Annotated in this window: 12 protein-coding genes; 4 read left to right on the forward strand and 8 right to left on the reverse strand. The window is 67.2% G+C overall.

Translation table 11 applies throughout. The features are described 5' to 3' along the window. The first annotated feature begins 484 nt into the window (after window positions 1-484). The gene (locus ACFC4D_RS39785; protein WP_376071306.1) at window positions 485-1,519 is read left to right on the forward strand and encodes an alpha/beta hydrolase; all 1,035 of its coding nucleotides are present in this window, start codon (window positions 485-487) and stop codon (window positions 1,517-1,519) included. A gap of 5 nt (window positions 1,520-1,524) precedes the next feature. Here ACFC4D_RS39785 and ACFC4D_RS39790 read toward each other — a convergent pair whose 3' ends face one another. From ACFC4D_RS39790 to ACFC4D_RS39810, 5 genes are all read right to left on the reverse strand, one after another. After that, entirely contained in the window at window positions 1,525-2,916 is a 1,392-nt protein-coding gene (locus tag ACFC4D_RS39790; RefSeq protein WP_376071309.1) for a wax ester/triacylglycerol synthase family O-acyltransferase, read from the reverse strand. Between the two features lie 111 nt (window positions 2,917-3,027). Beyond that, window positions 3,028-3,315, reverse strand: a complete 288-nt coding sequence (locus ACFC4D_RS39795) for a hypothetical protein (RefSeq protein ID WP_364636637.1) — start codon at window positions 3,313-3,315, stop codon at window positions 3,028-3,030. Window positions 3,316-3,484: 169 nt separating this feature from the next. Further along, the gene (locus tag ACFC4D_RS39800; protein ID WP_375961333.1) at window positions 3,485-4,477 is read right to left on the reverse strand and encodes an alpha/beta fold hydrolase; all 993 of its coding nucleotides are present in this window, start codon (window positions 4,475-4,477) and stop codon (window positions 3,485-3,487) included. Between the two features lie 310 nt (window positions 4,478-4,787). Beyond that, window positions 4,788-6,743 (reverse strand): acyl-CoA dehydrogenase family protein, encoded by a 1,956-nt coding sequence (locus tag ACFC4D_RS39805; protein ID WP_376071312.1) that lies wholly within the window; start codon window positions 6,741-6,743, stop codon window positions 4,788-4,790. Window positions 6,744-6,870: 127 nt separating this feature from the next. Continuing rightward, window positions 6,871-8,055, reverse strand: a complete 1,185-nt coding sequence (locus ACFC4D_RS39810; protein WP_375961327.1) for an AAA family ATPase — start codon at window positions 8,053-8,055, stop codon at window positions 6,871-6,873. Between the two features lie 211 nt (window positions 8,056-8,266). Here ACFC4D_RS39810 and ACFC4D_RS39815 point away from each other — a divergent pair, with 211 nt between their 5' ends. The 3 genes from ACFC4D_RS39815 to ACFC4D_RS39825 all read left to right on the forward strand — a co-directional run bounded on the left by ACFC4D_RS39815 (window position 8,267) and on the right by ACFC4D_RS39825 (window position 9,932). Continuing rightward, the gene (locus ACFC4D_RS39815; protein ID WP_364636629.1) at window positions 8,267-8,518 is read left to right on the forward strand and encodes a hypothetical protein; all 252 of its coding nucleotides are present in this window, start codon (window positions 8,267-8,269) and stop codon (window positions 8,516-8,518) included. A 350-nt stretch (window positions 8,519-8,868) separates the two neighbouring features. Continuing rightward, on the forward strand, window positions 8,869-9,447 hold the full coding sequence (locus ACFC4D_RS39820; RefSeq protein WP_375961324.1) for a C40 family peptidase: 579 nt from the start codon (window positions 8,869-8,871) through the stop codon (window positions 9,445-9,447). A gap of 92 nt (window positions 9,448-9,539) precedes the next feature. Continuing rightward, window positions 9,540-9,932 (forward strand): RNA-binding S4 domain-containing protein, encoded by a 393-nt coding sequence (locus tag ACFC4D_RS39825; RefSeq protein ID WP_364636625.1) that lies wholly within the window; start codon window positions 9,540-9,542, stop codon window positions 9,930-9,932. On the opposite strand, the gene ACFC4D_RS39830 is transcribed toward ACFC4D_RS39825, so the two are convergent. From ACFC4D_RS39830 to ACFC4D_RS39840, 3 genes are read right to left on the reverse strand one after another with little or no spacing between them, the layout of a single operon-like run. Beyond that, window positions 9,912-11,117, reverse strand: coding sequence for a cation:proton antiporter (locus tag ACFC4D_RS39830; RefSeq protein WP_376071314.1), 1,206 nt, complete (start codon window positions 11,115-11,117; stop codon window positions 9,912-9,914). The two genes, ACFC4D_RS39825 and ACFC4D_RS39830, sit on opposite strands and share 21 nt — an antisense overlap. Next, the gene (locus tag ACFC4D_RS39835; RefSeq protein ID WP_375961318.1) at window positions 11,114-11,503 is read right to left on the reverse strand and encodes a hypothetical protein; all 390 of its coding nucleotides are present in this window, start codon (window positions 11,501-11,503) and stop codon (window positions 11,114-11,116) included. Before ACFC4D_RS39835 ends, ACFC4D_RS39830 begins: the two co-directional genes overlap by 4 nt. Before the next feature lie 7 nt (window positions 11,504-11,510). Further along, the gene (locus ACFC4D_RS39840) at window positions 11,511-14,180 is read right to left on the reverse strand and encodes an acyltransferase domain-containing protein (RefSeq protein ID WP_376071317.1); all 2,670 of its coding nucleotides are present in this window, start codon (window positions 14,178-14,180) and stop codon (window positions 11,511-11,513) included. Window positions 14,181-14,183 lie beyond the last annotated feature (3 nt).

Consider the following 14,183-nt stretch of genomic DNA (forward strand, 5'->3'; position numbering starts at 1 on the left):
TCTTGATCATAAAGTGGTCGCTTGTTATGTTGCCTGCGTCACGTTCATTGATGAACGTGGACGTTTCTCTTTGCGGGCAGGCGCCGTTCGCACGGGGCAACGACGAACGCGTACAAGGAGATTCACGATGGGTTCGTTGAGCGATCTGCTCGGCTCCATAATTCCGGCTCTCGGTTCCGCGGTCGCGGGCGACAGCCTGCTGGACACCTTCCTCGGCTCGCTCGCCGCCTTCCGCGGCAAGTAGCCGACGAATTCGCTAAATCACAAGCACGACAAGGAGATACACCATGGGATCACTCTGGGATGTCCTCGGTAAGGGCAGCGGGAGCATCGGCAGCCTGGGCACCACGATCGTGAACGCGCTGATCACGCTGAGCGGCGGCACCCCCGCCGCGGGCAAGTAAGACCTACGGATAGTCGATTACGGGGGCGCACCGACTCGGGTGCGCCCCCTTGGCGATAGCACAGGGGCACAGGCGATTTCATGAGTACACGGCGGTTGCGCAACACCGCGTTCGGGCTGAGTCTGCTGGCCGCGGCGCTGCTGTGGACTCCCGTCGGCCCGGCCCCGGCCCCGGCGCAGGCCGCCGTTCCGGCCCGGCTGATATCGCAGACCGCGGGCACGGGACGCCTGCTGCAGATCACCGTCTACTCACCGGCCATGGACCGCGATATCGCACTTCAGGTGCTGCGGCCCGTCGACACCGCGACCCCGGCCCCCACGCTCTATCTGCTGAACGGCGCGGGCGGCGGCGAGGACGCCGCGAGCTGGGTCGCGCAAACCGATCTGAACGGCTTCTTCGCCGATAAACAGGTCAATATCGTGGTCCCGATGGAGGGCGCGTTCAGCTACTACACCGATTGGCAGCAGGACGATCCCGGCCTGGGCAAGCTGCTCGGCAACAACGGCCGGAACAAATGGGCCACCTTCCTCACCGAGGAACTGCCGCCGGTCATCGATCACGCCTTCGGCACCAATGGGGTGAACGGCCTGGCGGGCATCTCCATGGCGGGCACCTCGGTGCTCGACCTGGCCATTGCGGCCCCCGAGCTGTATCGCACCGTCGCCGCGTACAGCGGCTGCGCCATGACCAGTGATCCACTGGGACAGTCGTTCATCAACTTCGTCATCAGCCTCGGCGGCGGTCGCGCCCAGAATATGTGGGGTCCGCTGAACGGCCCGGAATGGCGCGCGCACGATGTGCTGCTGAACGCCGACCGGCTGCCGCGTATCCCCATGTACATCTCCAGCGGCACCGGACTGCCCGGCCCGCACGATGTGCTGGCCGATCCGACCGTGCGGCAGAACACCAAGACCCTGGCCAATCAGATGATGGTCGGCGGCGGTATCGAGGCGGCCACCAACTACTGCACCGCCCGGCTCGCCGAACGCACGAATGCCCTGGGCCGCAACGACATCACCTACAACCTCGACGCGCCGGGCACCCACTCCTGGGGCTATTGGCAGGATGAACTGCACCGGTCCTGGCCGGTGCTCGGTCCGGCGCTGGGGCTGTAATCCGTTCAGTCCCGGTGGGATTCGAGTGCCTGCCAGAGCTCGTCGAACGAGCGCAGCAGTAATTCCCCGTAGTGCCCGGTATCGGGCAGCATGGCGGTGTCGGCGCTGAAACTGATGATCAGCTCATCGCCCTGCGAGGTGGTCAGATGCCGCAGACCGTCACCGTCCATGATCGGCAGCGCACCGAACGCGCTGATCATCGGCGCACCCAGGAAGGCCAGCCGTTCCGCCACCGGCGGCACATTGCTGACGGTGGTATTGGACAGCGGCACCTGCGCGACATCATCGAATCGCCGCTGCGCCCTGCCCCATCCGGCCAATCGCAGCAGCCACGCGGGGGAGGTCTGCACGCGTTCCTGCCGCCGTAGATACGCCGGATCGCCGCCGCGTTCCTTCTCCCGTCGCACCGATTCCCGGATGGCGCGCAGCCGCCGCACCGGATCGGCGATATCGGTATGCAGATCGACCGACATCTGGGTGAGTTGATTCACCGAATCCCAGTGCGTGAGACCGCGCATGGAGCGCGGCACCATGGCGGCCAGCGAATCGGCGGGTGTCTCGCCCTGCTCGTCCAGGTAGGCGGCGAGCGCTCCGGCGACCACGGTCAGCACCAGATCGTTGACCGTAATCCGCTCCGGGGCAGCGGCTTTGGCCTTGAGCACGGCGGCCATGGGAATGCGCACCAGATCGAATCCGAAGCGCGGATCCACTTTTCGATTGAACCGGGTGGCGGGCCGCATGGCGAGCGGTTCCGGGGCCGATGACGGGGCGGCGCGGGTGCTCCGCAATCCGAGGGCGAACCGGAGCAACCGGTACGGCTGTGTCACCACCGCGCGGGCGAGCGCCCGGCGGGCGGACCATTCCCGGGCGTCGCCGGAATCGATCGGTGTCGGTAATGCGCTGCCGTCGAACAACTTCAGTTCGAGTTCCCTGGTCGCCACACCGTCACCGGCGCTGTGATGAAAGCCGAGCAGGACCAGCGTCACCGCCGCATCGGGCCTGCCCGGATATCCGGTGACAGCTTCGAAGATGTGAATCCGCCATGGCGGACGGGTCAGATCCATTCGGGTGGAGGCGATTTCGGCGATGCGGGCACGGATGGCGTTCCAGTCCCGAGCCGATTCCATCGAGACGTGCCGCTGTATGTCGAAGTCCGCGTCCCATACCCAATAGGGCAGATCCAGATCCCCCGGCACCCGCGCCAGTCGCCGCTGGAACAACCGGAAATGCCCGAGACGCGCTCGGACCCAGGCGATCACGGTCGCGGCATCGGGAGCCGACGCTCCGGCCGCGGTGGCGTCGAAGGCGTACACCGCGACGATATTCGACGGGTGCCGCTCGAATTCGTCATAGACGAAGACGGCATCGCGCGCCGTCAATCGCTCCGCGCGACTCACACACATACTCCTGCCCGGGACCGCCCCATCGCATGGATGGGTACTGCCGGGCAGCATTGTCCCGGGCGGGAGTTTAGTGATTCCCCACGCCGGTGTGGGCGGAAGTGTTGATTACTTGGTGCGCGGGCGGGAGTGGAAGCCCAGACCCTCGTCCTGCGCGCCCATCCAGGCCGCCTCGTCGTGCTTGGCGTCGGGGACGTAGATGGGTTCCTGCTTGGCCTTCGCCGATTCGCTCGGCGGGGCCTGCTCGAATTCATCGGCGTCGATGACGAGCCTCTCCAGATCGTTCTCCAACCGGCGAATCGAACCGGTCTCCCCGTAGTGGGAACGCAATGCGGTGACGCACTGCCGGAGCTGGCCGACCGTGTAGCGGAGTTCCGCAATCTCGCTGCGTGTCATCGAAAGCCTCCTCGAGCCGTGTGACCGACCACACAATATGATCTACAACACAGTACGTGAAGATACTCCGTTCGTCTCGTCGCGGAGACATATTCGCTGCTCAGCGGCCTGTCCCCGAGGCGGATCCGGGCCGCCGCCGCGACGGTCGCGGCCCGGAACGACGAGCGCCTCACCCCGCGATGGCGAACTCCGGGCCACAGTCCTCGCCCCGCTCGCAGGGGCGTCCGGCCGGATCGGCCACCACCGCCACGGCCCGATCCACCAGTGCCGCAATGGAAGCCGCGACCTCCTCGGCGCGCTCCATGATCACGCTGTGGCCCGCGCCGTCCAGGCGCACCAACTCCACATCGTCCAATTGCGAGGCCAGCACCACCGAATGCGCGAACGGGATCACGATGTCCGCCGAACCGGCCAGCACCAGCGCCGGAATCGCGCCCAGCCGGTGCAGGGTGGCGGTCTCGTCGAAGCGCATCAGCGATTCCAGGAAACTCGCCATGGTCAGCAGTGAGGTCTCGTTCAGCATGGCCGTGGCCACCGCCAGCACCCGCGGGCTGATCTTGCGGGTGCCCAGGGTGGCCTCGCGCATGATCGGCTCGAACAGATGCCGGGTGAAATGCTTGGACGCCTGCATGGCGCGCGGGGCGCGGCGCACCGCGACCCGCAGCGAGGTCACGGCCGGACCGTTCAGCAGGCGGCCCAGGCCGACCCGGGTGACGCTGTTGGCCGCGCCCGCCAGCAGGCCCACGCCCACGATGCGGGTGCCGATGGTCTCGGGGAAGAGCCGGGCGTACGCCAGGATGGTCATGGCGCCCATCGAATGGCCAACCAGCACAACCGGACCCGTGGGTGCGACCGCGCGCAGCACCGCGTCCATATCCAGCGCCAGCTGATCGATGGTGTACGTGGCCGGATCGGCGGTGCCCGAATTGCCATGTCCGCGATGGTCGTAGAAGACCATGTGCGTGCTCTCGCCCCACAGTCGTTGCAGATGCGCGCGCAGCAGCTCCCAGGATTCGGTGCGCAGGCAGTGCCCGTGTGCGAAGACCACGGTGAGCGGTGCGCCGGCGGGGCCGAATTCGCGAACGGCGATCGGCACGCCATCGTCCGCGGTGACGGTCAGATGGTGACCGTCGTGATCGGCGGCGGGGGTGCGGATGGACATGACGGCCTCCTGGAGAGTTCGCCTCTTGCCCGGTTGTCGATGGGTATTGCCTTCCCGTTAACCGTTCACACCAGGCGTTATGCACAAGTTGTCCAACCGATGCCGGTGATCGATATACCGATTCGACCGGATTTCTGCGCCATCGCTGCACAATCGGGCTATCTACAGCTTTCTAGTGGTGACACTAGAAAGCTGTAGATGCTTATGAGAACTACAGACCGCCTGGTCAATGCTCGCGACGGTGCTCGCGACAGCAATCTGCCCCTCTCTACCGAAGAAGCTAGAGAGGGGCAGATTTATCTGACGAGCACTAGGTGGACGAGCCCGCCTTCGTCGACGGCAGGAACGGACGGATCAGGTTCTGCTCCGTGGACGGCCCGAACTGCCATTCCGAGATCCACGGCCCGGTGCCCTCGCTGGGATCGAGCGCACCGCCCTCCAGCCAGCTGTAGCGGCCATCCAAAATGCCCCGGGTCAATTCGGTATCGGCGTCATCGGTGTTATCCCACAGCCCTTCGAACAGCCGCTGTACGCGGATGCGGGACTGGCGGCAGAACACCTCGGCCAGTTCCTCCGCCGCGGCACCGTCCGGATCGCCCGCCACGCGCAGCGATTGCGCCTTCACGCACGCGGCGGCCATGGCGAACAGCTCCGCGCCGATATCCACGATGCGACCCAGGAAACCCTGCTTGTACTCCAATTTCGCCTGCCAGCGCGCCATTCCGTACATCAGCGCCCGCGCCTGCTTGCGCGACATGCGCTCCACGAAACGCATATGCCGTGCCAGCGGGCCGAATTCGCCGAAGCTGGCGGGCACCGTGCCGGTGCCGACGGCCAGTTGCGGGAACCACTTGGCGTAGAAACCGCTCGCGCCGACCGCCGCCTTCGCCTTGTCCTTGAGTTCGGCATTGCGATCGACCAGCGCGCCCGCCGCCGACATATGCGCATCGGCCATCTCGCGCGCGATCAGCAATCGCATGATCTCGCTGGAACCCTCGAAGATGCGATTGATGCGCAGATCGCGCACCATCTGCTCCGCACCCACCGCGCGTTCGCCGCGCGCGGCCAGCGATGCCGCCGTCTCGTACCCGCGGCCGCCGCGAATCTGCACCAGTTCATCGGCGATGGTGCAGGCCATCTCCGACGCCCACAGTTTGGCCAGCGCCGCCTCGATGCGAATGTCATTGCGGTTCTCGTCGCACATGGTGGCCGAGAGATCGAGCACCGCCTCCAGCGCGAAAGTGGTTGCGGCGATGAAGGACAGCTTCGAACCGACCGCCGCGTGCTCACCCACCGGACGGCCCCACTGCACGCGCGCGCCGCTCCATTCGCGGGCGATCTTGAGCGACCACTTGGCCGCCGCGGTACACATCGCGGGGATGGCGAGACGGCCCGCGTTCAGCGTGGTGAGCGCGATCTTGAGACCGTCACCCTCGCGGCCGACCAGATTGCGCTTGGGCACCCGGACATCGTGCATGCGGGTGACGCCGTTCTCGATACCGCGCAGGCCCATGAACGAATTACGGCGCTCCACAGTGATTCCCGGGCTGTCCGCCTCCACGATGAACGCCGAGATGCCGCCGCGATGGCCCTCGCTCTTGGGGACCCGCGCCATCACCACGAGAAGTTCGGCGACCACGCCATTGGTGGTCCACAGTTTCACGCCATTGAGTTCATAGGCTTCGCCGTCGGCGGTCGGGGTGGCTGTGGAGGCCATGCGCGCCGGATCCGAACCCACATCCGGTTCGGTGAGCAGGAACGCGCTCACCGCGCCTTTGGCACAGCGCGGCAGGAACTCTCGCTTCTGCTCATCGGTGCCCGCCAGTTTGAGCGGCTCCGGAACGCCGATGGACTGATGCGCCGAGAGCAGCACGCCCAGGCTCGCGTGCGCGGAACCGACCAGCATGAGCGCGCGGTTGTAGCCCACCTGGGTGAGGCCGACACCGCCGTACGCCTCCGGAATCTTGAGCCCGAAACAGCCGAGTTCGGCGAGCCCGCGCACATATTCGTCCGGAATCCGGCCCTCGGCCTCGATGCGCAGGCCGTCGATGGTTTCGCAGAAGGCTTGCAGCCGAGTCAGATACAGATCCATCTTGGTCTGATCCGCCTTGCTCGGCGTCGGGAACGGATGGATCAGGTCGAGACGGAAGCGGCCGAGGAACATCTCCTTCGCGAAAGAGGGTTTGGCCCAGTCGGTTTCGCGGGACTCCTCGACAAGTGCGCGAGCCTGCTCTTCGGTGGCGTCGACTTTCGCTGTGGTCGCCATAGCGTCCTCCTCGGAGGTGATCGGAATCACATTCGAGTGTAGAAGCGTTTGTTACCCACCGGTAGACGCCAGTTAAGATCAAAAACCCTTGTCAGGCAATGATCTTGATTGCACAGCGAACCCCTGGCTACGCCACGCTCCGCAGATATCGGCCGAAATGCGGCACCGTGAAACCGATCGTTCCGCGCTCGGCGGAGTAGATCAGACCCTTCTTGATCAAGCCGTCCCGGGCGGGGGAGAGGGAGGCCGGTTTGCGATCGAGCTCGCGTGCGACCGCCGCCGTGGAGACCGGGCCGTCATCGCCCGCGAGATCCGCCATGGCACGCATGTATTCGCGTTCGGCGGGTGTCGCGCGCTCATAGCGGGAGCCGAAGAATCCGACCGCCAGCTCCTCCTCGGCGTGCGGTGCGGCCACCGCCACATCCTCTTCGCTGATCGGGCTCTGCGCGGCCGCGTCCCAGGTCGCCTTGCCGTACGCCTGCACGAAATACGGGTAACCGTCGGCTTTTTCGTAGAGGGCGTCCAGCGCCGCCTCGCTGTATTTCACGTCCTCGCGACCGGCGGGGGCGATCAGCGCCTGATCCGCGGCCTCCCGGTCCAGGCGGTCGATGCGGTGGTACGAGAACAGGCGCTCGGAGTACGACTTGGAGGCCGAGAGCACGGCGGGCAGATGCGGCAGGCCCGCGCCGACCACGATCAAAGGCGCTGCGTCCTGGCTCAATTCATGGCAGGCGCCGCAGATGGCGGAGATGTCCTGCGGGCCCAGATCCTGCATCTCGTCGATGAACAGCGCGATGCCGACACCGATGTCGCGGGCAAGTTGCGCGGCCTCCAAAAGGAGCTCTACGAGATCGATTTCGATATCCCCGGAATCGGCCCGGCCGGTGACCGCCGGGACGTCGATACCCGGATTCCAGCGGTCCCGCATACCCTTGTCCGCGGTCGATCGGAGCGCGAAAGCCTTGAGAATCCCCAGGAAATCGTCGACCTGATCCGGATTGCGATGTGCCACCGCTATGGAACGCACCGCCATGTGCAGGGCCGAGGAAAGCGGCCGCCGCAATTCCTGCTCGGGGCGTGCCTCGAGTTTGCCGGTACCCCAGCCGCGGGTGCGCGCGGCCGAGCGAAGTTGATTCAGCAGCACCGTTTTCCCGACCCCGCGCAAACCGGTCAGCATGACGCTGCGTTCGGGGCGAGCACGGGCAATGCGCTCCAGCACGATGTCGAAGGCGTCCAATTGCCGATCGCGTCCCGCGAGTTCGGGTGGGCGCTGCCCGGCACCTGGGGCGTAGGGATTTCTGACCGGATCCACGCGCACGACGGTAGCGCCAAAGTTCGGGATTATCCGGGCATCTACCGAAGCCCATAGACAGGGCAATCGACGGGCATACGCCGCCTGTCGACCGGCGACACGAGGAACTGTCCGTTTCGTCGGGAGCGGGTGTTCGCTTCGTACCCCTTGTCGCGCTTGCACCCTCGCTACCCTTATGGCTGATTCACAGATGCCCAGGGCAGGAGGGTTCATGTCGGAGGAAGCCCCGTCCACCGTCGCCGAGGTGGTCGAGTCCTGGAACGTACCGTCGGAGGCGATAGTCGCCGCGCGCATTCGCAACAACATTCTGGTGGCGATCGAACGCGGCTATGACGATCCGCAACTGGTCGCCGATCTCGCGGTCGGCCCGCTCGTGATGGCGCTGGGTCAACTCGAAGTCGAACTCGCGGACGCGCGCCGCCGCATCGCCGATCTCGAAAGAGCAGTGGAGGCACGCGGTTGATCTCGAGTTTGCGCTTCGATAACGGGCATTTCGATCGCGTATATCTTCCCGTGATCCGGCCCGGCATAGCGGAATTCGTGCTGCGGCCGGGGGATTTGCGGTGTGTCGCGACACGCGCCGCGTGTGGGGTGGACAACACAGCCGGGTAGTCGTAATCTCTTCGTGACTTAGCGGAGTCTGTCGCTTCATCGGAGAGGCGGCCCGCGACGTTACCGGCTAGTCGACGACGAACCACAAAGACGTTCGTCAGCGAATCGGGATGTAGCAAGATCGGAGATGGCGGCTCGGTGGGTAAGCACAGCATGCAGCGGGAATCTCGAATTCCGAGTTCCGTGAAGGGCGCAGTAGTAATGGGCGCCATGGCGGCGACGACGACGGGCGTGTTCCCGGCGATCACCGCCCAGGCAGCCACCATCGATATCCCGGGTATCGGGAATTTCGATGTACCGGACGATTTCGCGCCCCAGGTTCAGCAGTTCAACCAGGCGGTCAAGGACCTCCAGAGCACTCAGGTCGGGGTGAATCCCTCCCCCGGCGCCAACGGCTTCCAGCTTCCGGAGCTGTTCCCGCAGAAGCAGACCGGCCCCGCGCAGATCGCGCTCGAGGCCGCGCAGACCAAGGTCGGCGCACAGTACTCCTGGGGTGCCACCGGCCCGTTCAGCTTCGACTGCTCCGGTCTGGTGCAGTGGGCCTACAAGCAGGCCGGAGTCGAACTGCCGCGCACCAGCTTCGAGCAGTCGCACGTCGGCGCGCCCGTCGCCTTCCAGGATCTGCAGCCCGGTGACATCGTCGTCACCAACGGCGGCGGCCACGTCGGCATGTACGCCGGCGACGGCAAGCTGCTGAACGCGGTGCAGACCGGCACCCCCGTCTCCTACACCAACCTGCGCCCCGACATGGTCGTCACCGCGCGCCGCATCGCCGCCTGATCGACGGCGATCACCGCATAACGACAGAGTTCGAAACGACTGCCGCCCAGTCGAAGATCGTCGGCGCACGCGTGGCACGTATCGTGTAGCCCGTGACGTCAGCTCTACCGAGCGAACCGGCCCAGGCCCGAGTTGATTCTTGGGTCTGGGCCGTTCGTCTTTTCAAAACCCGCTCCGCCGCCGCGACCGCCTGCCGGGCCGGGCATGTGAAGGTCAACGGCGTGGCGGTCAAGGCCGCCCACTCGCTCAAACACGGTGACGAGATCCGGGTCCGGGTCGGCGGCGTCGAACGCATCGTGATCGTGCAGCGGCTGCTCACCAAACGCGTGGGCGCGGCCGTCGCCGTGCAGTGCATGATCGACAAGAGCCCGCCCCCGCCCGATCCGGCGGTGATCGCCACCCTGCCGCAGCGCGATCGCGGCAGCGGCCGCCCCACCAAACGCGAACGCCGCGAAACGGATCGGCTACTCGGCCGCGACGCCTGAGTCGCCGCGCTTCGCGCCCTTGCCGTGCTCGCCATCCCCGTCGCTCCCACCCTCGTCACTCGGGGAATGGGTGGCGGCGCGATTGGCGGCCAGGGCGGTCGCGAGCACGGTCACCAGCGCACCCAGCATGAGCGCGGCCGGTTCGCCCGGGCGCAGCACATGCAATTGGGTGCCGACGGTGACCGCCGCGACCGGCACCCCGATCTGCGCGGACGCCATGGCGCCGAACGTGATCGGCTGACCGACGACCCGCATCGCCATATGCGCCAGCACCGCCGCACCACCCAGCGCCAGGCCGAGCAGGATCAGCCACGGGTGATCGCCGAACTCGCGCAGGTTCAATCGCGCACCCAGCCAGACGAAGAACATCGGGGTCAAAAAGCCATCGCCGATGGCGAACAGCTGCCGCGCCACCCGGCGCGGTTCCCCGATGGCCGACACCACCAGGCCCAGTGCGAAACCCGCCAGCATGATCGACACGTGCGTGCGGGTCGCCAGCGCGCACAGCGCGAACAGCAGCACCAGGCTCACCCGCAGTTCCAAGGCGAAACCGCGCTGCTCGGACACCTTGTGGAAGCGATGGCGCAGGCCGGAATCGCCCAGGTACTTCAGCCCGAAGTAGAGCACCACCGCGCACGCCGACACCGCCAGCGCACCCAGCGCCGCGCGGCCCGCATTGCCGGGATCGATCACCAGCGGCAGCGCCACCACGCACGCCGCATCGGCGATGGCGACCTGGGCGGTCAACTCCAGCACCGGTTTTCCGGTCAGGCCCTGCCCGTCGATGACGGGCAGCACCAGCGCGGCCGAGGAGGAGGCGATGAGCACCGCGTAGAGCGCGCCGTGGCCGGTATCGAACAGCGCGGCCACACCCTGTCCGGCGGCGACCGCGAGGAGACCGACCAGCGCGGCCCGCACGGCGCCGCGGCCCAGCGCCGAGCGAATGGTCGAATCCCGCATGGGCACATGGGTTCCCGCCACGAACATGACCACCGCGAAACCCACATCCGCGAGGAAGGTGAAGGTGGGATCGGCGGGGTTCAGCACCCCGAAACCGGTGCTGCCGAACAGGATTCCCGCCAGCAGCTCGCCCAGGATGACCGGGATGTGCCATTGCGGCCGCCACGCCAGGATCGGCCCGGCCAGGCCGAGCAGCACGATCAGCGAGAGCAGTTCGAAAGTCACGGCAGCGAAGCGATTTTCACCGGGATGAGGATGTTCTCGTCGGAGTAGTAGATCGCGCATACGCGGTGATAGCCGTCCGCGATCTGCGCGGGCACACCGCGCCGGAAGTTGCCGCGCACCAGCAGAATCGGCGAAAGCGCCTTACCCGCCAGGATCTTCTCCAGATCGCGGCGCACATACGGGTTGTACGCGGGCAGGATCTCCAGCTGTGAGGCGCGCAGAATATCCTTGGCCTTCTTATGGGTGACCTGCGCGGCGCGCAATTCCTCGATGACAGTGTTCACCACATCCGGATCGCCCAGCATATCGAGGAAGTCCGCCGCGGCCGGATAGTCGTGCTCGTCCGGCTGGTCCTTCCATTTCACTTGGATAGTCGCCTCGGCCATTCCGACATCATTCCCGCGTGACCGGCGCGGCACCGCCCGACACGCGGGTCAGCGGCAGCCAGCCCACCCCCGAGAACCCGATGGTGAAATCCGTGGGATCGGCCGCGGTCAAGTCGACCAGATTGCCCGCCGCCACCGGATGCAACGCCCGCCCCGCCAGCACCACACCCCGGATCGGCGGTCCGGAATCGCGGATATCGTCCAGCGCCCCAGCCAGATCCACCCGATCGGTGGCATCGCACTGCACCACCACCACGCACTCCTCCATACCCTCGAGCGGTTCCGGCAGCGCCCGCGCCAACCGGGTCAGCACCACCACCTCCCGCACCCCAGCGTCCAGCAGCCACCGCACCACCAGCGCGCCCGACACCCCGAGCCCGCCCGCCACCACATACGTCCCGTCCACCCGAATCCGCACCTCGGGCATCCGCACCCCGACGCCTTCGACCGACACCCGCCGCCCCCACCGCCGCTGCGGCGGCGGCACTGTCAGCGCCCCCAGCGCCGACCAATCCACCCGCCGCCCCTCCAGGAACAACCGCCCGACCGCCCGCAGAAAACTCCCCGCCTCATCCGCCCGCGACCCCACCGCATAAGCGGCCCCCCGAAACGCCATATGCTCCCGCGCCACCGGCGTCAGCACCCCATGCGGCCCAATCTCCACCACCGTCGAAATACCGGCCCCCGCAGCAGAATCCAACGCCGCCCCGAGTTCGACCGGCCCAGCCGCATTCAGCGCCCAATACGCCGCATCCGTACACCCCTGCACCACCCCATTCGCTCCCGGCGCTGTTTTCGGTCCGATCACCATGCCGCGCCGAGTGGTTGAGAAGAACGGCATTTCGGGGCGCAGCGCCGCAACCGTCGCGAGCTCCGAAACCAGTTGCGGGGCAACGTCTCGGGCACGGGGTGCGTGCGGCACGGGGATCGGGCCGCCGATGGTGCCATCGGCGGCGATGCGCTGCGCGAAGATGGCGCGGCGGTGGGCGCGGCGGACCAGGGTGTCGATATAGCGCGGGTCGCCGGAGACCGTGATGGACGATGGGCCGTCGACGGCCGCGACTCCGACCGAGGAGCGCATGGGTTCGATCAGCCGATGTACTTCGGCGGGGGTGGCTTCCAGTACCGCCGCGGCACCGTCGATACCGGTTCCGGCGAGCAGGCGGCCGCGGGCCACCGCGATTCGGGCTCCGTCGGCCAGCGATATCGCACCGCACACCACGGCGGCCGCGACTTCGCCGATCCCGTGTCCCGCAACGGCATCCGCCCAGATGCCCCAGACACCCAGCAGGGCGGCGAGCGCCACCTGGAATGCGAAGAGCGCCGGTTGCGCGACGTCTTCGCCGCCGGTTCCCGATCCGAATCCGTTGCGCGGGGTCCATACTCGCGGTCCACCGGCCGCGACGATGGCATCGACCGCATCGGTCAACGCCGCCGCGAAGACCGGATAGCGTGCGGCGAGTGCGCGTCCCATTCGCGCGTGCCCGCCCGCGCCCGAGAACAGGAACAGCACCCCGCCCGCGCGCTCGTACTCGGAAATCCCGACCACCTCACCGGATTCGGCGGTTCCGGGGTCGCTCGACAGCGCCGAACCGACCACCCGCCGGACCATTTCCCCGGCGATACCGCACGCCGTGCTCGGCCCGGCCGATCCGTTGCTCTCCGGTCGGGTGGCCGAATTTCCCTGTGCCGTCGTCGAAGTCGGTGCACTCGCGGCCGCAGGAGCGTCTGCTGCCGTCAGGTGCGCGATTCGATTGGGCTGTACCCGGCCGACGCGTGGGGACACGCGGGCGGCGGCGGAGACGGGCAGGGTGGTCGCGAGGGCCGTGATATCGCGGGCGACTTCGCGGAGTTGGCTTGCGGCATCGGTGATGTCGTGAGCGAGGATCGTGGCGCGGGATGGGCCGGGTGTCAGACGAGCAACCGCGGCCGCGAAGTCACGCAGCGATGGGTAGCCGCCGATCGCGGTCGCGTAGTGCAGGCAGAGTTCGTGCAGGGCGTCGAGGTCGTGCGCGGACAGGGGAATCGGCAGCGGTGGCTGGGTGTCTCGATCCGATGTGCGTACCGGCCCGTCGGTCTCGTCCGACCGAGGATGGCTGTGCCACAGCGCTATCCGGGGTGCGGTGTCGCCGGGATGTGGGAAACCCATTCCGGTGCCTGGGAATTCGGCGTAGTGCCGGGAGCCGGTGCGGTACGCGTCCCGCGTGCGCTGCAGGATCAGGACCGCGCCGCGGCTGGATTCGGGCAGCGCGACGGCCGAGATGTGCTGGGGGAGAGGCGGGTCGGGGAGCAGGGCCAGGTCCGCGCCGCCGGTGATGACGAACGGTACGGATTCGTCGGCGAGCAGGCGGACGGCGGTGTCGACCGCGACCAGCGGTGCGGTGCGGTCGCTGGCCACGAGCAGGCTGGGGCCGTGCAGGTCCAGGGTGCGCGAGAGCAGGTGGGCGATGTTGAGCGCGGCGGCAGGGCCGAATGTCGTTGCGGCGCCGAAGACCACGGCGGCACGCGAGCCGGGGGCGAGGTGGCCCAGGCCGGAGTCGTCGAGGGCCTCGACGGCGAGTTCGAGGGTGACGCGCTGGCGCGGATCCAGGGCGGCCGCCTCGTGTTCGGGCAGCGCGAACCAGTCGTTGTCGAAGGCCGTACCTGTCGGCCGGTACGCGACACCGACGATCGACACCCG

Source organism: Nocardia sp. NPDC056000, assembly GCF_042269265.1.
Classification (GTDB): domain Bacteria; phylum Actinomycetota; class Actinomycetes; order Mycobacteriales; family Mycobacteriaceae; genus Nocardia.